This window comes from Dehalococcoides mccartyi 195, from assembly GCF_000011905.1.
GTDB lineage: Bacteria > Chloroflexota > Dehalococcoidia > Dehalococcoidales > Dehalococcoidaceae > Dehalococcoides > Dehalococcoides mccartyi.
In genome coordinates this window covers 1,357,125-1,376,606 of the sequence record NC_002936.3, presented here as the reverse complement: position 1 = coordinate 1,376,606, position 19,482 = coordinate 1,357,125, and the positions used below count along the sequence as shown (strand labels likewise).

Below are 19,482 nucleotides of genomic sequence, written 5' to 3'. Positions count from 1 at the left end.
TGATACAGGTTGGAATTTGAAGATGGCGGAAGAAAATATTCTCCTAATTGATAACACAGTTGAGCTGGCTTCGCTGCTGAAAGCTGATGGTTATCAAATCATACGGGCAAAAAATGGGATTGAGGGTCTTATAAAGGCCTCACAATCCCGGCTGGATTTGGTAATACTGAACCAGGCCTGCCTCAGATTGCTTCCACCTGAATTAGCTCCTTTGATAGCTCAATTATCTTATATGCCTGTACTGGTATTGGGCCACCGCCATGAATCTTCCGAGATTCTTGAGATGGGGGCAGACTCATTTATATGCTCGCCCCCTCATCCCAGAGAATTGAAAGCCAAGATTAATTCTATTCTCCGGCGCAAGCGCAAACTCCCGCCGGAAAAGCCGGACGGCGGTGACAGCAAAAATACAGGCCGTAACATGCCTAATCTCAAAACCCCGTTAGGGCTTACCCCTACTGAAAACCGGATTGATGCCTGTCTGAAGCTGAATCAGGGGCATCTTATAGAGTACCAAAGCCTTATAAATGCCGTCTGGGGTAAACACACAGTCAGTCTGGATACACTGCATTACTATATGCGGAGGCTAAAAAGCAAATTATCCGACTCCAAAATCATCCAGAAAAGAGGCGTTGGTTATTGGCTTGAATAAAAATAACTAAATCTGGCTGACGGCGGCAATAGGCGGCCTTCATTCCCGTCAGCCCTGAATGGCTGTTTGCCTGATATTAATAGTTGACCGGGGTAAATCCTAATTTATAAGGGAGGTGAATTTGATAAATGGCATCCGGGAGAGACCGGAGAAGATATAAAACCAGGCAGAAATAAGTTAAATAAGGAGAAGTCTGTATGTCAAAGCTTCATAGTACACTATCCAGACGTGACTTTATGAAGGGATTGGGTCTCGCAGGGGCCGGGCTGGGTGCGGTAGCCGCAGCAGCGCCGGTATTTCATGATGTGGATGAATTAACGTCTTTCGGTTCCAATGTTAATAAATATCCCTGGTATGTCAGGGAGAGGGAAATCAAGGACCCCACGGTAGAAATTGACTGGAATACTCTTGAACGCCCGAATGCCAACAATTTTAAATCTCACCGCCGGCCTACTGCGGCCGAGTTTGAGGCTGCAGGTGTAATTGGCGGTTATATGACTGACCTTGAAACACCTGAAGAAGCGCTGACCCTGTATGATTACTGTGAGAAGGAATTCCCGGGTTGGGATAAAGGTTATGCCGGTGCGGGTGATATACGTTCCACTGCTTTGGATAATGCCTGTAAATTCATGATGATGGGGCAGTGGCCGGCCGAAATATATCAGGGCGGTAAGAGGATTAATGTCCGCAATGCCATACTGGCAGCCGGCGGTACTGCCACTTTCAGTTCTTTCCTTGGCCCTCAGGCGGCTACTACTATCCGACCGCAGGATTTTGGTGCCCAGAAATGGCAGGGTACACCTGAAGAAAACTTCAAAACCCTGCGAAACGCCTTCCGCTTCTTGGGGTGTCAGGATGTAGGCTGTGCCGAACTTGATAGCGATACTGTCAAATTCTTCCACAAGGTCAAGGGTGCCGGCAGCGGCTTCAACACCGGGGATGCAGGCGGTAAACAGATTGCCTTTAAGGATATAGATGAAGCATATGAAACTGATGACGAATATGCCATACCCAACAAATGCAAATACATTATTACCTTTACCGCCCGCCAGAGCTTTGAGGGTACTCGCCGTCAGGCCGGTATTACTGAGAGCTTCACGGTGTGGTATTGTTATGCCCGCTATGTCAAAATGATTTGCCATATGCAGGAATTCATCCGTGGTTTGGGTTATCAGTGCTTGAATATGAGCGGCTTGTATTTCTCTAATCCATTAGCCGTTATAACCGGTCTGGGTGAACATGGCCGCATGTCTTCCCCTGCCATTCACCCCAAGAACGGCACAACCAACCGGGCTAGCGGATGGGCACTTCTGACTGATTTACCGGTAGCTCCCACCAAACCCATAGACTTCGGGGCTTACAAGTTCTGTGAGACCTGCGGTATTTGTGCTGATGCCTGTCCCTTTGGTCTTATCCAGAAGGGCGAATCCACCTGGGAAAATCCGGCAGCAGCTAAGAACGGGCTGGCTCAGGGTCAATATAAAGGCTGGAGGACTAATAATGCGGATTGTCCCCACTGCCCCACCTGTCAGGGTACCTGTCCTTTTAACTCCACTTCCCAGTCCTTTATCCATGACATGGTCAAAGTAACCACCACCAATATACCGGTTTTCAACGGTTTCTTTGCTAATATGGAAAGGTTTATGGAATACGGGCGGAAACCGCAGTGGGAATTCTGGGATATTGAACAACCCACCTACGGTTTTGATACCACGGCCTAGGAAATGAAAGGAGAAGAGAAATGTATTTTATAGGTTTAGCAGTTGGAGCAGTTTTTGCTTTGGCTATATACTGGCTGATAAGGCAGAATAAACAGATTACCTGGTGGCAATGGTTGATTGCCCTTCTGGCCACCCTGTCACTGTTTGCGGCTGTCCAGCATTTTTACGGGTCACTGGCGGAAAATGATATCAAGGCTGCCTGGGTAGGCATGGGCATCTTTGGCATTATTGGAATAATTCTGGGGGTTGTAGACTGGCGGCTAATAGCCGGTAACAAAGAAAAAGCCTAGAATACCACCGGTTTAAACTCGTATAAGCGGGAGGGCAAAACCTCCCGCTTTATTTGTCAGCGGGACTGAAATTGGCTTAAACCACTCAAAAGTATCCTGCCTGATACTGCAGCCTGAACAGAAATATGGGGGCAGAAAAATTGACATACGGATATGGCAGTTAGCCGTTTATGTTTGCCCTTAGCAGTAATTGTCTTTTGTTATTGAAACTGACTAACCATGAGTCAGTTAGGTTATGTAAAAATCCTATATATCTTCCCGGTCTTTAGTTTTCAGTCTCTTTATATTAGCTGCTAAAAGTTTCTCCAAAATGCTCTTCAATTGGTTAGTTTCATTTTCGTTCAGGTCTTCAAAAACTTCCTGAAAAAATTCGGGGGCATAAGATTCGTCACAAAGCTGGCGGCCTTTTTCAGTCAGTTTTACCCTTATCCTGTTTTTCCATTCCGAATCCTGCTCCAGAGTAATCAGTTCCTTGCTTTGCATTCGTTTCAAATTAATAGCAATAGTATGCGGTTCTCTAAGAAGCTGGCGGGATATCTGGATGGGAGTTGGGGCGGTGGGACTATTTTTTACCACCATAAGAATAGTTGACTGTTCCGGGCTGATATCCAATCTATGCAGGTTCCGTTTGGAAAGTTTATAGAGAATATTCCTGGTCCGCATGATTATGCCGAACAACTCAATGTTTTTATTCTCGAAATTAAAAAGGAAAAAATCAGACATATTCTTATCTCCTTATCATCCCAATTTTAACTGTTAATTTTCTCATATTCAAACCAAGTATCCCCTTGACTAAGGTGATATAATTTATCTATATAGAAAAACTACATAGATAAACAACTCTGCAGCTCATATATGCAGCTGGATTTATAGCTGTCTATAAAGATAAGGAGGTGAAGATAGTCCAAAATCAGTCTGGTCTTCCCCGTCAAAATAATATGAACGGAGTGTAAATATGAACCAATTTCACAGCACTGTAAGCAGACGGGACTTTATGAAAGGCCTTGGTCTTGCCGGAGTAACCCTGGGTTCTGCCGGGGCGGTAGTCCCTCAATTTCATGACTTGGATGAACTTGCCAGCTCAGCTAAGGTAACTAATAAACGCGGTTGGTGGGTCAAGGAAAGAGACTACGGTAATCCCACTATAGAAATAGACTGGAACCTGATGAAACGCCGTGATTTGCGCGGTTTTTCAAACTGGGATTATCCAAGTTTGATGATGGCCTTTCCGGGTGGCCCGCAGGCCTTCCATCAGAACTCTGCAAAACAGGAAGCGGCGGTGACCTCAAAAGCCGAGGAGATATGGCCTGACTATGCCGGACCGACTATAAAGGATAAGGCTTTAGCAAGCTCCTTTTGGGCCTCTGCCTATGGTCATTCCGGGTATTGTCACGCCCTCAATCAGCACTGTATGCCAACCGTAATCCCAGCTCCCCGCCCCAGTGAAATAAACGTACCCGCCTGGCAGGGAACACCCGAAGAAAATGCAGCCATGCTAAGGGCCGTTTTCAGTCTGGTCGGCTTGGGGCCGGTGATTGGCACCACTATGCTGGATGAAAAATCCCAGAACTTTATCTGGGAATATTCCGGTGTAGGCTGGACGGGTGCAGAGTCCGGTGGAGGCAACAAACACATTGTGTTAGATTCGGGCATAACCGAATCCTATTTAGATGATACCAGTTTCCACATCCCCACTTCGCAAAAGTATGTCATTGCCACCCATAATATCTCGTGTGACGGGTTTCTGCGCCGCTCTCTGGCGGGTTCGGGTTTTGCCAGCACCGAAGAAATGTCTTATGTCCGGGTTGCCTTTGCCAAGAGCATTATTGAACAGTTTATCCGTGGCTTGGGTTATAACGTAACCTACGGCCATGATTTACAGTCTGCTGTGGCTTGGGATATGTGGAGCGGTGTCGGTGAACATTGCCGTATGGGGCAGATTATCGGTTCTCCTGAGTATGGCGGTTTGCTGCGCACCCACGCTGTTTTTTATACTGATTTGCCGTTGCCGGTAACCAATCCGATAGATGCCGGGTTCGTCAAATTCTGCGAAACCTGCGGTATCTGTGCTGAAACCTGCCCTGTAGGTGCAATACAGGAACGCGGTATTGATCGTAGCTGGGATAATAATTGCGGCCAGAGCTGGGCTGATGACAAACAGGCCGGCGGCAGCAAGGTAATGTATAACATTCCCGGTTATAAAGGCTGGCGTTGCAACCTGTTCAGCTGTGCATTTACGCCTTGTGCCAGCGCCTGTAAGAGTAACTGCCCGTTCAACGCCATTGGCGACGGAAGCTTTGTACACAGCATAGTAAAATCAACTGTTGCCACCAGCCCGATATTTAATAGCTTCTTTACCAGCATGGAGGGTGTTCTGCACTATGGCAAGCAGGATAAAGATCCCGCATCATGGTGGAATAGCCCTGATGAATGGTTTATCTATGGCACTCATCCCAATCTGTTGAGACAGTAAGCTACTTAAAAAAAGGAGAATATTGATATGGAGTATTTCATACCCCTTATGCTGGTCGGGGCTGTTGTTGCAGCGGCTCTTTTCGGTATTACCAACTGGCTGCGTAATCGGAATCTAAAGGTAAGCTGGTACGAATGGCTGATAGGCGGCATAGGATTTGCTCTGCTTCTACTGGCTATCCAGCACTTTTTTGGAGCTATGGAAGAGATCTTCCCGTTTGCAGCTTGGATGGGGCTTGCGATTATAGGTGTACCAGCCTTGATACTTATGCTGGTTGCCTGGCAGCTGGTAGCCAGAAGAGCTAAACAATCCTAGTTTAGGCAAATTGTATTCGGTATTTTGAGGGAGGGGAAGCTTGCTCCCCCCTTCTTTTGTTTCCATGGTTTTAATTCTACGTAGAGATAAGGAGTTTTTAGATAATCTATATTCCCCGTCCGAATTTTTACGTTCAAGTGCCCTGCCCTAGCAAGGACAAGCCATGTTATTAGCTTTGGTAGAGACGGGGGATCATCGAACTCCTTGTTATTTTATCCCTATATGAATTCAGGGTGATTTTCTGACAACCATTTTAGCACCACACTATGAATCTCTCGTGCCAAATCAATCATTTCCTTAGTATCTTGTTCCGAAATCATCCCTGTCATCTCATATCCACTGATATTACGTTTCTGCCGGAATTTATCAAATTTTCTTATCATGCTTGTATCTAATGGTAAAATGAAAGTTAAGGCTTGAATTGTCCAATAATGGCTTCCTTCACCCGTGATCCTGTAACCGCTGCTGACTAAAGCAATTCTGGCTATCGTGAGAGCAGCATTATACGCAGTAGAAAATTTTCTGTCTGTACTCAAGATCTCTATTTGGGCATCGGTTATGTCACGGTCAAAAACGGCTAAAAGCTGCTTTATCTCCTGTTTGCTTGGTGTATGTTCTTTTATTCGTCCGTCATTTAGTAAGTTCTTCAAGTCCATGTACGTCGCCTATAATAAAAATTTTTTCACCCTCTAATACATTATTGATGAAATAATTATCCTTTCCGATTTTTTGCCGAAATTCAGAGGTTTGATATACTACTGAGTTGATTTCCCGGTTGAGCTGTTTTTCTGCATCTGAAAGTAAGGCAACCGTATCTTCGAATGATATATCACCAATTACCATAATGTCTATATCACTGGTTTTATCCTCATTGCCACTGGCAATAGAGCCAAATATAAACGCAACCTTAATTAGGCTAGCAGATGGCAATAACGCACTGTGAAAGATATCTGTTATACCAAAAGTCTTGGTTATAAGACTTTTCAACTCTTTAAATACCGGGTTCATCGGATTAGCCTGATAGTATACCTGTTGATTATGTACTCTGCGCCGAATAATGCCAGAATCAGTAAGTTGTTTCAGTTCCCTCTGAACCGGTCCGACCCCAATACCTGTAGTGCGGGAAATCTGCCGCAGATAATACTCTTCATCTGCATGTCCGTAGAGCAGTGATAAAATGCCTCGCCTTGCTTTGCCGAAAAGGGTAGTTCCTATGATATCTTTATTTCTTAATGTACTCATACTGGTTACAATTGTAACTTATAAGGTTACAAGATTCAAGCATTGTATCAATGAAATCCTCAGGATTTGGGATTGCCCAGTAGAATGAAGTTTTGCCCCATTTTCTATACCAGTTAGAAACGATTAATATTTTGTGGTTGCTATATTCCCCGTGCACAGTTTTTTCAGGGTCGCAATAATCCGAAAATGAGCTATATTTATTGGCGTTTAGACCTGAATCAGAGGGTTTGAATGGTTTTTCAAATACATTCCAGTTCGTTGGTTTACTGCTTACAAAATATCTTCATAAAGTTTGCACATTTGGATTCTCCTTTCATCATTAGACAATTTCCCTTTTGGTTCTATTCACTTAGACAAGAGGGTAGAATGAATTTACTTCTTTTCCTGTACTGCGTACCTTTCCAGCATCCCCCTGGCAGTTTCTATCACTTTTACCCTTAGTTCTCTCGGTTCCAAAACCTTCACCCGTTCCCCCCAGCTTAGCACCCAGGACACAAAATCAGGCGTATCGGCTAGCCGAAAGCTGACCAGTACAGACTGGTCCGGCAGGGTTTCGTTTACCTGAGTGGGATGGAAAATGGTCTCTGTCATTATCCGGCCCACTTCCGGGGTAAAGCTGAGCTTTATATCTTTCACTTCGCCGTCTACTAGTATTCCCCAATAGGGAGAGTGGTATTTATCAATGTCAAAATCCCGGGGTATTGCATACTTATCATCCAGTATCTTTATGGACTGAATATGCTCTAGTTTAAAGGTGCGCATTTCGTTGCTTTTACCGCAGTGGCCGATCAGGTAAGCAGAATGTCCGGCGGCTGCCGGTTCTATAAAATAGGGAGAGACTTCCCGGGTGGAGCAGTCTTTCTTACCCAGCGTCCAATAAGAAATCTGTACTTTTCGTTGTTCCGCCCAGGCCCGGCAAAGTAGAGCCATAGTTTGTATATTCTCTTTATCAGCTGCTTTGTCGTGCATTTTATCCAGTGTTTGGCTTATCTGATGCTGAAAGGGAGCAGGCATTACGGAGTTGAGCTTGGTAAAGGTGGACTCAATATCCGGGTTATAGGTGCAACTGTAACCGAAAAGCAGGCGGGTAGCCAGAAAGACAGATAGCCCTTCGGTCAGGGTAAAATGAATCGGGGGCAGGAAATAGTTATCGGCTATATGGTAGCCGTTTTTGTCGGTGATAAGGGGTATTTTGAGAGTGGTTTCAAGTTCGTTCAAGTCACGGTAGGAAGTTCTCTTGGAAACTTGGCATAAGCGGGCGATATCTTTGACCTGAATGCCGTTAGGGTTCTGGTAAAGCAGGTGTTCAACCTTTAAAAGCCTAGCTGAACAATTCTGTTTTCCGTCTTCATTGACCAGACTCATGTTCGCCTCACATTTCTGTTGATTATATAACTCCGGGTTGGGTTTGGATAGATACATCTGTGGTTAATGCAAGTAAATTTTGGTTTTAATGGGTAAATTAAAGAAGCCAGTGTCTACTCGCTATCCGCCGGGGTTATCTTAAGGCTAAAGGCGTATTTTCGCATAAACAGGTTTGGACAAGCGTTAGCCGCACACAAAGAAGCTTCGCTGAAAGAGTGGGCCAGCATAATTCCCTGTATCTTGGCAAGCTTTTTAAATGAGCCGGACCGGTACCAGTTAGGCTGGCCGGATAATTCCTGCTGAACCGGGATATTTAAGAGGGTTTTTCCCAGCCATTCCACGTAGGCAAGCAGACGGCCCACATCTTCAGCTGTGGCTTCAGCCGGGACAATTTCCAATACAAAAAGTTCAGTTTCTTGCTCATTAACAAGCATCAATTGGGCCTGACCAACTGCCAAATTAGCTTCGCGGGCGTGGAATTTCAAGGGTTGATTCAAGCCGGTATTCAGCAGCTCAGGCTGTTTCTCCAAGATGTTTATTATCTGTTCTATTTGCCTATCGGTTTCGTTATCATTCCAGACCATTTAATCCTCCTTTGGGGATGGTAAATACTTATATTAAACCAAAGTTGTGACAGCTGTCTGTCACAGAAAAATTCTTTAAAAAAGTGTGACATATACCTGTCACAGGCTATGGTTATAATCTGCTTTATTTGGATAAAGGTGATAAATATGGAAGAAATACTGGATGAGGAGGAAATGCTGGAAGCGGCCTTGGATGGAGATGACTGGCAGCCGATGTCAAAACAACTTCATCTTAAACGCCAGAAGAAAAACCAGACGGATATAGACCAGTTCTTTAGCGAGGCTCATCGTTGTTATGCCACTGTTGCTCTTGAAAACTACTATGGTGATTTGCTGGCTTGGACAGTAGAAACTTATTTAAAGAGAGCCGGCTGGGATATTTACCGCAAACTGGGTTACCGGGAAGACCAGCCCAGCTACGCCAATATTCAGATTTCCCCCGAAACCACTCTGAATCTGATGACAAATGGTCAGATACTTATATCCCGGAATGAAACCCGTCTGGTTTTAACTCTGGATGGCAACTGTCGGGGTGCTACTTTGCAACTGGAGGCGGAACGTGGTAACCAAGCCCTGCTGGATGACTTTGCCGTCCAGGTTGAGGCTTTAGCCAAAAAGGAGAACTTTTACAAAGGGAAGTGTATCAGTTTTGGGGGTGTACTTCGCTTTCTCAAGCCCGGTTCTCAAAGTTGGGACAGTATTATCCTTGAGGAATCTGTAAAGGATGATATTTACCTGAACTCGGTTCAGTTTCTGAAACAACAGGACAGGCTTTCCCGTTTGGGCATATCCAAGAAAAGAGGTTTGCTGCTGGCTGGTGAGCCTGGCACCGGCAAAACAATAGTGTGCAAAGCCCTTATGTCTGGAGCCAAAGATATTACCTGCATAACCACCGACTGCTACCAGTTGCGGGAAGCTTGGTATGTAGATGAATTATACGAAATTGCCCGCGAACTCAGCCCGTCGATTGTGTTTATAGAAGACCTGGATTTAATAGGCAAAAGCAGGGACGAATACGGGAATGAAGCTGCTACACCCTTGAGTGCTTTGCTGGCGGCACTGGACGGGTTGGAAACCAACCTCGGGGTAGTCACCATCGCCACCACCAATTTTCTGGATTCACTGGATAATGCCCTGATAAGGCGCCCTTCCCGTTTTGACCGGGTTATTACCTTGAAGCGGCCTGACCTGTCCCAGCGGCAGGAGATTATAAACCGGCTCTGCCGCAAGATTCGTTTATCACCGGATGCCAGGCTTTATCTGGCTCGCCATAGCGAATGTTATACCCCCGCCCAGTTGCAGGAGGTCGTTTTCAGTCTGGCTATTGAATGCCAAACCAAAAGTAATACACAGAATAACCTCTTGCAGATTGGTCCGGCCGATATTGATAAAGCCCTGCGGCATATCTACGGGATAAAAAACAGCCATTTAGGCTTTATTCAGGCAACTAGAAGAAAGGAAAACGAATGAACTGGTTTAAAAGACACCTCCACTGGAGTTTGGTGCTGGGTTGGGTGATTCCTATAGCTCTCTGGTATCTGGCTATTTTTATCACCTCTCAGGTCGCTTCGGCTCAGCAACAGGTACTGGACGAAACCGTTTGGCTGGATATCTACTATGTTTTTGTAATGGCATATGTTGTCTGGCTGTTGGTTTTGGTGGGCTGGGTACTCAGGCAGAAAGGGCGGAGCCTGGTCTGGTTATTATTACTATTTGTCCCGTTCGGCTGGCTAGCCCCTTTCATGCTTGATAACCGAAGAAACTCTGTATTGTTTTCCACACAAACTGCGGGTAAAAATACCCTTTCAGCTTTGAAGAAAACGCCAGAAATAAATAAAAAGGGAAATCAGATGTCTTTTTGTGCCAAATGCGGTAACAAACTGGGAGAAGGTGATGCTTTTTGCAGAAATTGCGGCAGCTCGAGGCGGAATACTCCGCTAACCGAAAGCCCTATAATGGAAAGTCACTTGGCCGAATCTGCCCCGTCTGATGTAATTCCATTATCGGGGGAGTAGGTGGTTTTGCCGGATATGCTCCAGACCAAACAGAACTGGTTTAGAAGGGGGTTTATTGGCTTGTGCATACTAAGCGGCTTGCTGGTGGCTACCGTCGGTTTCCTGGGCTACCAGTGGAACAATACCGCTTCCGCAAAGGATAATCTCCAAAGTTCTTATAATACCCTTTCGGCCGAAAAGGAAGGCCTGATAACTGAAAATATATCCCTTTACTCACAGGTAAACACCCTTAACTCCCAGAATAGCCAGAAATCCAGCCAGATTATCAATCTGACTAACCAGATAAACCAGCTTAATGCCAAATACCCTCAGAAGTATTTTACGTCTGTAACAGCACTGAAAAACTGGTTGAACACTGCCGTAAACAAGGTTAGCTGGAGTCTGTCCGGTTGGGACCGAAGTTTGGCACTTCAGAAGCTGGCTCTGGCAGATGGCTATATCTGGAATATATCTTATGATGATTATACCAATACCTATATAAACGTTGTTTTTGTTGAGCCTGAATATATTTACTATGTCTGGCATGACGGGGACTATGAACTGAGAGGGTATTATTAGTATTGATTGGGCAGGTTGCTGAAATATTAGCTGAAGCACGGGTTGTTTATCCCGGATGCATTGGCTTAGTATACAGATAGCCTGCTTGGAAGTGCTGTAAATATACTAGTTTATCTGTACCGATAAACCGGGGGAGAATGAAACTGATTTATCAAAAAAGCCTATCAAAATCTAAATATATAACCGGCCTGCAGTGTTTAAAATTACTCTGGGAATCCGCTAATGATTCTGTAAATATGCCGGAGGTTAGCCCTGCTACCCAGCACACCTTTGACCAAGGGCATCAGGTAGGCGAACTGGCCAAACTTCTTTATCCTGAAGGTATCAGCCTGCAAACTGAAAACTTCAGCCAAAACCTGAAGGATACACGGGAGGCTCTTTTAGTGCGCCTTCCCCTGTTTGAAGCCGGATTTTTAACCAACCGGCTCTATTCCAGGGTGGATATACTTAACCCTGCAGGTGCCGATGAATGGGATATTATAGAAGTTAAAAGCACCACCGAAGTTAAAGAAGAGCATTTCTATGATATTGCCTTTCAAAGGCTTTGCTGTCAGTTTTCCGGGCTTAAGGTGCGGGATTGTTATCTTATGCACCTTAATAAAGATTACATTAAAAGCGGAGAGATAGACTCAGCCGGATTGTTCGTTACGGAAAATCTAACCGACAAGCTGGCTGAATATACCTGTGATTTAGAGGCAAATATTAGCGCCATGCTGGATACTATGGATTCGGAAACCTGCCCCGAAGCAACTATTGGAAAGCATTGTGATTCGCCTTATCCCTGCCCGCTTAAGGATGACTGCTGGCTGGATTTACCGGAACATAATATCTTTACTCTTTATTACGGCAACAAAATCTGTCCGGAACTTCAGCAGATGGGCATTTTAGAAATCAGCCAAATACCCGCAGGCATAAAGCTGAATGCCAAACAACAAATCCAGAAAGATTGCGTTACCAGTGCCACACCTTATGTAAAGTCTGCTGAAATAACGTCATTCTTGAATAAACTGGAGTATCCCCTGCATTACTTGGACTTTGAAACCTTTGCCACTGCTGTGCCCATATATGACGGCACTAGGCCATATCAGAATATCCCTTTCCAGTTTTCACTCCATATCCAAGATAGTATAGATTCCGGAGTTAAACACTATTCTTATCTGGCCGAAGATAAGGGCGACCCCCGCCCGGGTTTTCTGGCAGAGCTTAAGAAGGATATTGGGCTGAAAGGGAGCATCTTGGTTTATTACGAAAGCTTTGAGAAAACCAGGTTAAAAGAGCTCTCGGCTGCTTTCCCCGAATATAGTGAGTGGATAAACAGTATTTTGGAGCGGATTAAAGACCTTATCGTACCCTTCAAGGATTTCAGCTATTATCACCCCAAGCAGAAAGGGAGCACGTCCCTCAAATACGTCATGCCGGCACTTGCCCAAATCAGCTACGATAATCTGGAAATAGCCGAAGGCCAGACAGCCAGCCTTAAGTTTATGGAATCTGTTTTCGGCAATCTTACCCGGGAGGAAATCCAGAAAATACGAACTGATTTAGAAGTGTATTGCGGACAGGACACAGGGGGCATGGTGGAAATAGTGAAGAAACTGAGAGAGTTCTTGAGTTAGGTATTTTAGTTTAATAGTTTATTTTTGCATGTAGGAGTTGAGTTCAGTGAAAGATAAGTGGTACGGTGATAAACGTGATTTGGTAAAGTGGGGGATACTTCTTACGCTGGCTAAAATGTTCTCAGCCAGACGGATTCTTCAGGTAGCCTATTATAGGCCTGATTTGCAAGATGAATTGACCTGCCCCCCGATAGTGATACCACTTTTTAAGTAGTTACCACTGCCATTATTGCCTCCGGTGCTGGAGGACGATAACCAAGAGAGCTGTGAAGCCGGACTTGATTGTACTGCCTCCTCCAGTCAGTAATCAATACCCGAGCTTCAGCAAGCGTAGTAAAGATCTCCAAGTTCAATAATTCATCTCGCAGTTTGCCGTTGAATGATTCAATGTAGCCATTCTCCCAAGGAGAGCCGGGTTCGATGAAAAGAGTCTTGATGCCAAGTCGGGTCAACCACTAGCGTATTGCTTTGGCGGTAAATTCGGGCCCGTTGTCTGACCTTATATGTTCCGGGATACCCCTAAAAATGAATAGATTAAAGAGTTGGTCTATGACGTCTTCTGAAGTCAATCGCCGGTTGATCGTTATGGCTAGACACTTACGAGTATATTCATCGATGATATTAAGCATCCGGAAAGCCCGGCCGTCAGCGGTTCTGGCAGTGACAAAATCATAACTCCAGACATGATTCTTACGCTCCGGTCTTAGTCTGATGCACGAACCGTCATTGAGCCATAGCCGACTCCGCTTGGGCTGCTTCTTGGGCACCCTGAGTCCCTCGGTACGCCAAATTCTCTCTACTCTTTTATGGTTCACTCTCCAGCCTCTTTCATTGAGTAACGCTGTGATTCGCCGATAACCATACCTGCCGTACTTACTAGCCAGTTCAATGATATCAGCCACCAGCCGTTTCTCCTCACCTGGTATTTCCCGGCTGCGGCGTTGAGTAGCTCTGGATTGATATAGTACTTGGCATGCCCGCCTCTGGGAGACCTTGAGGTTACTCTGAATTCTCTCAATTATCTGCTGTCTCTTGTGCGGGCTTAGGAGTTTCCCCGTGCGGCCTCTTTCAAAATAGCTTTATCCAATGAGAGATCGGCTACAAGTTTCTTAAGGCGGGTGTTTTCCACTTCGAGTTCTTTGAGGCGTTTTGCCTGCTCAATACGCATACCACCGTATTCTTGGCGCCAGCGGTAGTAGGTACAGTCACTGACTTCAATCTTCTTTAGCATGACTGCAAGTGTAGTTCCCTGGCTGATGAGTATCTCAGCCTCGCGAAGCTTATTGATGATCTGTTCCGGTGTAAAAGATTTCCTGGGCATCTGATTTCCCCTTTTCTTATTTTCCAGTCTAACATGAAACTGGGCTCGTTTTCGGGGGGCAGGTCACTTATACCGGAAGAAGAATACTCAAGGCAGAAGAAACTCTTGGAACTCAGTCTGGAATCACTGGTTGTACCTGACTACGACGCGGCTCAAGAAGCCGGGAATCTTATTCTTAACCTGCCTGAACTTTGGAGTAAAGCCAACTTATCAGAGCAGAGAAAGATACTCCTTACCATGCTGGATGCGGTCTATGTGGATGTGAAAGAGCATCGCTCGATAATAGCAGTTAAAGCCAAGCCACCCTTCAGGCCTATCTTTCAGGTGGCAGTTTCAAAGAAAGAATCTAAGATTCATATTTTAAACGAGCCATTAAGTCATGAACCTAGCGGCTCGTCCGTGTTTCTGGTGGAGACGGGGGAGGGTCGAACTCCCCGTCCAGAAAAGGTGACCCAGGATCTACTACAGGATTATCCGTCTATTTAATCTTGTCTGGCTAGCTTTTGCCGGCCTAATTTAGCCAAACCAGCCGATATTTCTTTCGTCCCCCTCATCGGCGTTGGGGAAACGGCACCTCAACTAATCGGCACCCAAACCTGACCCGTTGAGGTGGGGCCAAGCAGGATGTGCTGTCTTATTTAGCCAGCAAGAACGAGTTCACGTTCGCCAGTTGTTTTTTGCCACCTGTTTAATGAGGTGGATGGCACCTCAGCCTGCAATCCAGTAGCCTACCTTCCCTGTCGAAACCACGCGTCCCCATAAAAATTGGTAACTAGCGGCGGAAATTGCGGTATTTGACCTCCCGCTCAAGTTCGCGTTCGGTGTCCCGCTTGGTTATGGTATCCCTTTTGTCATAGAGCTTCTTACCCCGCCCCAGTGACAGCTCTACCTTGGCGATATCGTTTTTTAGGTAAATACGAACCGGTATCAGTGTCAGCCCTTTTTCTTTGACCTTTGACATGAGCAGGGCTATTTCCTTGCGGTGCATCAGCAGTTTGCGTTCCCGCATTGGTTCATGGCTGGTATGTCCGCTGCACTCGTAGGCTGAAATATGGGCATTTACCAGCCAGAGTTCGCCCCTCTGGGGCTTTACATAGGCATCTCCCATATTTACTCTGCCGCTTCGGAGGGATTTTATCTCCGTGCCCAGCAGCATTATCCCGGCTTCGTATTTTTCTTCCAGGAAATAGTTGTGAAATGCCTTGCGGTTAGTTGTCAGGGTTACGTATTCTGCCATATGTATTATATCATACCCCAGATGCAGATTGCTTACAATCCGGGCATAATGCATTGGCGCTTGACAGAGAGTATCCCCTGTCATATACTAATAACAGTAATCATTACTGATAACAAGGGAGCAGAGAGATGACTAGTTCTCTACCCGGGAATATCCAAATTGGCACACGTGCCAGCCGCCAGCGTCAGGCTGTGCTGGAGGTTTTATCCAGAGCCAAGGGGCATATGCCCGCGGTGGATATTTATCAGAAAGTGCAGAAGAAATTCCCCCGGATTAGCCTGGGGACTATCTACCGCAACTTAAAAACCCTTAAGGAAGCCGGGCTTATAGAGGAAATCCATCTGGATGAGCATACCCACTACTACGAAATAAAGACCGGTGGTGAGCATTATCATTTACTTTGTTTGGGTTGCGGCAAGGTGGTGGAGTTCAAGTATCCGCTGGAATATATATTGAGCAATGTGCCTGAAGCCAGCGGTTTTCGGGTTTTGAATACAGACCTGCGTTTCAGCGGTTATTGTGACAGCTGCTCTAAAAATGAAGATTCCCGGTAAATTTAGCATAGAAATTATAAGATATAGACAAGGATACATATGGCTCAAGAAATAGTTTCTTTAACAAACCTGAAAAATGGCAGCCGTGCCCGGGTGTGCAGCATAGAGGGCGGCACAGCGGTTAATAACCGACTGGCAGCTTTGGGGCTTAGGCCGGGCAAGGAATTGACCAAAATCAGCGCTATGTCATTTAAAGGACCGGTTACCGTAAAGGTTGACGGCACCCAGCTGGCCATGGGGCATGGCATGGCTTCCAAAGTAATGGTGGAAGTTACCGGTATATGAAAAAGGTCTTGCTTTTTGGCAACCCGAATGTGGGTAAAAGTGTGGTCTTTACCCGCCTGACCGGTGTCCAAACCATGTCTGCCAATTATCCCGGTACTACGGTCACCTTTAGCCGCGGCCAGATGAAACTGGGTGATGAAATTGCCGAGGTTATAGATGTGCCCGGTTCTTATACACTTGAGCCTACCTGCGAAGCGGAAATAGTGGCCAGACGGATGCTGGACGAAGTGGCGGCTGACAAAGAGGGCGAAGTAATAATTCTGAACGTAGTAGATGCCACCAATCTGGAAAGAAATCTGTATCTTACTCAGCAGCTTCTGGAGAGGGGTTTGCCTACTGTTATCGCTATGAATATGTGGGATGAGACCCGCCACAAGGGCATAAAAATAGAGCTGGATAGGCTTTCGGAAATACTGGGCGTGCCCATAGCTCCAACCTCGGCTACCAGCGGCGAGGGTATAAAACAGTTGGTGGTACAGTTGCTTTCACCCCAAATTCCTTCTCTGGCCGTACAGGGGCAGGATGAACGCTGGCAACGTATCGGCGGTATTATTCACCAAGTACAGCAAATAACCCACAGACACCACACCCTTGGGGAAAGGCTGGCGGATGCCAGTGTGAGCCCTGTTTTGGGTGTGTTTATGGCTATGCTGATTATGGCGGCAGTTTTTATGGTGGTCCGTTTTGTGGGCGAGGGGCTGATAAGTTATGTATTTGACCCCATTTTCGATAACCTGTGGGCACCGGTAGTGCATTCTCTTTCCGATGCTTTAGGCGGCAGTGGTTTTCTGCACGGACTGCTGGTGGGTAATGTGTCCGGCGGGGAAATAAACTTCAAAGAGTCTCTGGGACTCCTTACCAGCGGTTTGTATGTGCCGTTTGCCATGGTTTTGCCGTACATAGTAGCCTTTTATTTGGTTTTGGGCATACTGGAAGATACCGGCTATCTGCCCCGTCTGGCGGTGCTGCTGGACAATGTAATGCACCATTTGGGCCTTCATGGATTTGCCTTTATACCCACTTTGCTGGGTTTGGGCTGTAACGTGCCGGCTATTATGGCTACCCGCAGCCTGGAAAGCCGTCGTGAGCGTTTTATTGCGGCTACTCTGGTCTCAGTGGCGGTGCCCTGCGTTTCTCTGCAGGCCATGATAATTGGCATGCTGGGGGGATTCGGGGTGGAGTATGTTTTTCTGGTGTTCGGCACTCTGTTTGCGGTTTGGCTGGGGCTGGGTATGATTCTGAACAAGATTACCCCCGGTTTCAGTCCCGAACTCCTTTTGGAAGTGCCTCCCTATCGCCTGCCCCCTGTCAATCTGGTATTTAAAAAGCTGGCCTTCAGGATTAAAAGTTTTCTGAAAGAGGCTTTGCCTATCATACTGGGGGTAGTGGCAGTTATAAATATACTAAATTTCACTAAAGTATTTGATGTTATCGCCAAGGTGGCTGAGCCGGTGGTGACCGGCATTCTGGGTTTGCCGGCTGAAGCGGCTGTGCCTCTGGTGGTGGGCTTTTTGCGTAAGGATGCGGCTATGGCGCTGATGGGTCCTCTGGATATGGGGCCTGAACAACTGGTGGTTGCCAGTTTGGTGCTGGCCATGCTGTTTCCCTGCATTGCTTCGCTGGTAATACTTTTCCGCGAACTGGGAAAGAGAGATGCCTTAAAATCAGTACTGGTCATGCTGATTGCGGCTTTCGGGGTGGGCGGGTTGATGAATCTTATTCTCTGAAAAAGGGCTTGATTTTTCTGCCAGAGCTATTTGGATTATAATAAGTAGATTATGACTCAGCCAGATTTGCCCAAGAGACAGATAAGTCAGGAAGCCGTATTGGTGGTTACGACCTTAAGTGCCTTCCTGACTCCTTTTATTTCATCATCTATAAATATCGCTTTGCCCTCCATGGGCGAAGAATTCGGTATTGATGCCGTCCACCTTAGCTGGATAGCCACCGCCTTTATTCTGGCGGCAGTGGTCTGTCTGGTGCCTTGCGGAAGGCTGGCGGATATCTACGGGCGCAAACGTATATTGACTATCGGCATCATTATTTATACTCTGGCTTCAATTTCCTCTGCACTTTCTCCCAATGAAGGCTGGCTGATATTCAGCCGGATTATTCAGGGTGTGGGCGGTGCCGGTATATTCGGTACTTCTGCTCCCATTCTCATTTCGGCTTTTCCTCCCGGTATGCGGGGACGGGTGCTGGGGATAAATGTAGCGGCAGTATATATAGGTTTGTCTGCCGGGCCTTTTCTGGGGGGCTTTCTTACCCAAAACTTTGGCTGGAGGAGTATTTTCTGGTCAAATGTGCCTTTGGGTTTACTGGTTATCGGGTTTATTTTCTGGAAGATGCGCGGCTGGGATATGGCCGAATCCAAGGGCGAAAAATTTGATTATCTGGGTTCACTGGTATATGGGCTTGGGGTGGTGGCGGCTATGGCCGGCACTACCATTTTGCCTGACCCGACTGCAGTCTGGTATATACTGGCAGGCCTTATAGCTTTCAGCGTGTTTATTTGGCGGGAACTGAATTTCACCAGCCCTATTTTTGATGTGCGTTTGTTTAAACGTAACCGTCCGTTTATCTTGTCCAATCTGGCGGCTCTTATAAATTACAGTGCTACTTTCGGGGTGGGCTTTTTGATGAGCCTGTATTTACAGTATATAAAAGGTTTCAGTCCCCAATCTGCCGGGTTGGTACTGGTGGCTATGCCCATTGTTCAGGCTTGTCTGTCGCCTTTTGCCGGCAGGCTTTCAGACCGCATTCAACCGCGTTTTGTGGCTACTGCCGGTATGGGCTTAACTACTATCGGGCTGGCCCTCTTGTCAACCCTGAGCACGGACACTCCGCTGGTATTTATAATAACTGCATTGATATTACTGGGGTTGGGCTTTGCCCTGTTTTCTTCTCCAAATACCAATGCGGTTATGAGTTCGGTTGAGAGAAAACACTACGGGGTGGCCTCAGGAACGCTTTCCACCATGCGTCTTTCCGGCCAGATGATAAGCTTGGCGGTGGTTATGTTCCTGTTTTCCCTGATACTGGGGCCGGTTCAGATTGGTCCGGAGAATTATGAAGGTTTTCTGACCAGCATGCGTACCGCTATGATACTTTTTACTACGCTGTGTTTTCTGGGTATCTTTGCGTCCCTGTCCAGAGGAAATACCCGCAAGGCCTGAGCTGGCTATTAGGTCTATTTCACTTGATAAAGAAGGTGGCTGCCTGCTTTACTGTTTGCCGGTAATCATCTGGTTTAT

General features: G+C 46.3%; 19 protein-coding genes, 1 other RNA gene and 1 pseudogene. 13 read left to right on the top strand and 8 right to left on the bottom strand.

The annotated features are described in order from the left end of the window. Nucleotides 1–22 precede the first annotated feature (22 nt). The 3 genes from DET_RS07810 (at nucleotide 23) to DET_RS07800 (ending at nucleotide 2,663) form a co-directional block, all read left to right on the top strand. Nucleotides 23–652: a response regulator transcription factor gene (locus DET_RS07810; protein ID WP_010937198.1), complete on the top strand. Its 630-nt coding sequence runs from the start codon at nucleotides 23–25 to the stop codon at nucleotides 650–652. Between the two features lie 197 nt (nucleotides 653–849). Beyond that, nucleotides 850–2,373, top strand: a complete 1,524-nt coding sequence (locus DET_RS07805) for a reductive dehalogenase (protein ID WP_010937197.1) — start codon at nucleotides 850–852, stop codon at nucleotides 2,371–2,373. A gap of 20 nt (nucleotides 2,374–2,393) precedes the next feature. Continuing rightward, nucleotides 2,394–2,663: a hypothetical protein gene (locus tag DET_RS07800; RefSeq protein WP_010937196.1), complete on the top strand. Its 270-nt coding sequence runs from the start codon at nucleotides 2,394–2,396 to the stop codon at nucleotides 2,661–2,663. A gap of 246 nt (nucleotides 2,664–2,909) precedes the next feature. Here DET_RS07800 and DET_RS07795 read toward each other — a convergent pair whose 3' ends face one another. Further along, a complete protein-coding gene (locus DET_RS07795) occupies nucleotides 2,910–3,386 on the bottom strand; it encodes a MarR family winged helix-turn-helix transcriptional regulator (RefSeq protein ID WP_010937195.1) in 477 nt (158 codons plus the stop codon). A gap of 232 nt (nucleotides 3,387–3,618) precedes the next feature. Between DET_RS07795 and DET_RS07790 the strand changes: the two genes are divergently transcribed. Both DET_RS07790 and DET_RS07785 read left to right on the top strand, forming a co-directional pair. After that, nucleotides 3,619–5,136: a reductive dehalogenase gene (locus tag DET_RS07790; protein ID WP_010937194.1), complete on the top strand. Its 1,518-nt coding sequence runs from the start codon at nucleotides 3,619–3,621 to the stop codon at nucleotides 5,134–5,136. A gap of 27 nt (nucleotides 5,137–5,163) precedes the next feature. Further along, the gene (locus tag DET_RS07785) at nucleotides 5,164–5,451 is read left to right on the top strand and encodes a hypothetical protein (RefSeq protein WP_010937193.1); all 288 of its coding nucleotides are present in this window, start codon (nucleotides 5,164–5,166) and stop codon (nucleotides 5,449–5,451) included. A 218-nt stretch (nucleotides 5,452–5,669) separates the two neighbouring features. Here DET_RS07785 and DET_RS07780 read toward each other — a convergent pair whose 3' ends face one another. The 4 genes from DET_RS07780 to DET_RS07765 form a co-directional block, all read right to left on the bottom strand. Next, nucleotides 5,670–6,107 carry a hypothetical protein gene (locus tag DET_RS07780; RefSeq protein WP_010937192.1) on the bottom strand — a complete coding sequence of 146 codons (438 nt, stop codon included), beginning with the start codon at nucleotides 6,105–6,107 and terminating at the stop codon, nucleotides 5,670–5,672. After that, complete coding sequence (locus tag DET_RS07775) at nucleotides 6,082–6,693, bottom strand: nucleotidyltransferase domain-containing protein (protein ID WP_010937191.1); 612 nt, start codon at nucleotides 6,691–6,693, stop codon at nucleotides 6,082–6,084. The genes DET_RS07780 and DET_RS07775 overlap by 26 nt, the downstream gene beginning before the upstream one ends. A 372-nt stretch (nucleotides 6,694–7,065) precedes the next feature. After that, entirely contained in the window at nucleotides 7,066–8,058 is a 993-nt protein-coding gene (locus DET_RS07770) for a helix-turn-helix transcriptional regulator (protein WP_041223413.1), read from the bottom strand. 113 nt (nucleotides 8,059–8,171) lie between these two features. After that, a complete protein-coding gene (locus DET_RS07765; protein WP_010937189.1) occupies nucleotides 8,172–8,642 on the bottom strand; it encodes a hypothetical protein in 471 nt (156 codons plus the stop codon). Nucleotides 8,643–8,789: 147 nt separating this feature from the next. Between DET_RS07765 and DET_RS07760 the strand changes: the two genes are divergently transcribed. The 4 genes from DET_RS07760 (at nucleotide 8,790) to DET_RS07745 (ending at nucleotide 12,831) form a co-directional block, all read left to right on the top strand. After that, a complete protein-coding gene (locus DET_RS07760) occupies nucleotides 8,790–10,112 on the top strand; it encodes an AAA family ATPase (protein ID WP_234943813.1) in 1,323 nt (440 codons plus the stop codon). Then, complete coding sequence (locus DET_RS07755) at nucleotides 10,109–10,657, top strand: zinc ribbon domain-containing protein (RefSeq protein ID WP_010937187.1); 549 nt, start codon at nucleotides 10,109–10,111, stop codon at nucleotides 10,655–10,657. Before DET_RS07760 ends, DET_RS07755 begins: the two co-directional genes overlap by 4 nt. Before the next feature lie 15 nt (nucleotides 10,658–10,672). Further along, a complete protein-coding gene (locus tag DET_RS07750) occupies nucleotides 10,673–11,215 on the top strand; it encodes a hypothetical protein (RefSeq protein ID WP_010937186.1) in 543 nt (180 codons plus the stop codon). Nucleotides 11,216–11,352: 137 nt separating this feature from the next. Continuing rightward, a complete protein-coding gene (locus DET_RS07745; RefSeq protein WP_010937185.1) occupies nucleotides 11,353–12,831 on the top strand; it encodes a DUF2779 domain-containing protein in 1,479 nt (492 codons plus the stop codon). Nucleotides 12,832–13,037: 206 nt separating this feature from the next. Here the strand turns inward: DET_RS07745 and DET_RS07740 are convergent. The 3 genes and pseudogenes from DET_RS07740 to smpB all read right to left on the bottom strand — a co-directional run bounded on the left by DET_RS07740 (nucleotide 13,038) and on the right by smpB (nucleotide 15,443). Beyond that, a pseudogene (locus DET_RS07740) lies at nucleotides 13,038–14,152 on the bottom strand (IS3-like element ISDsp1 family transposase). A 406-nt stretch (nucleotides 14,153–14,558) separates the two neighbouring features. Then, nucleotides 14,559–14,910: a transfer-messenger RNA gene (gene ssrA, locus DET_RS08440) on the bottom strand. Nucleotides 14,911–14,924: 14 nt separating this feature from the next. After that, nucleotides 14,925–15,443 carry an SsrA-binding protein SmpB gene (smpB, locus tag DET_RS07725; RefSeq protein WP_010937183.1) on the bottom strand — a complete coding sequence of 173 codons (519 nt, stop codon included), beginning with the start codon at nucleotides 15,441–15,443 and terminating at the stop codon, nucleotides 14,925–14,927. A gap of 74 nt (nucleotides 15,444–15,517) precedes the next feature. On the opposite strand from smpB, the gene DET_RS07720 reads away from it, so the two are divergent. From DET_RS07720 to DET_RS07705, 4 genes are read left to right on the top strand one after another with little or no spacing between them, the layout of a single operon-like run. Next, complete coding sequence (locus tag DET_RS07720; RefSeq protein ID WP_010937182.1) at nucleotides 15,518–15,943, top strand: Fur family transcriptional regulator; 426 nt, start codon at nucleotides 15,518–15,520, stop codon at nucleotides 15,941–15,943. 39 nt (nucleotides 15,944–15,982) lie between these two features. After that, on the top strand, nucleotides 15,983–16,228 hold the full coding sequence (locus DET_RS07715) for a FeoA family protein (RefSeq protein WP_010937181.1): 246 nt from the start codon (nucleotides 15,983–15,985) through the stop codon (nucleotides 16,226–16,228). Continuing rightward, nucleotides 16,225–17,955 (top strand): ferrous iron transporter B, encoded by a 1,731-nt coding sequence (locus DET_RS07710; protein ID WP_010937180.1) that lies wholly within the window; start codon nucleotides 16,225–16,227, stop codon nucleotides 17,953–17,955. Before DET_RS07715 ends, DET_RS07710 begins: the two co-directional genes overlap by 4 nt. A 51-nt stretch (nucleotides 17,956–18,006) precedes the next feature. Continuing rightward, nucleotides 18,007–19,404: an MFS transporter gene (locus DET_RS07705; RefSeq protein ID WP_010937179.1), complete on the top strand. Its 1,398-nt coding sequence runs from the start codon at nucleotides 18,007–18,009 to the stop codon at nucleotides 19,402–19,404. Nucleotides 19,405–19,482: the final 78 nt, after the last annotated feature.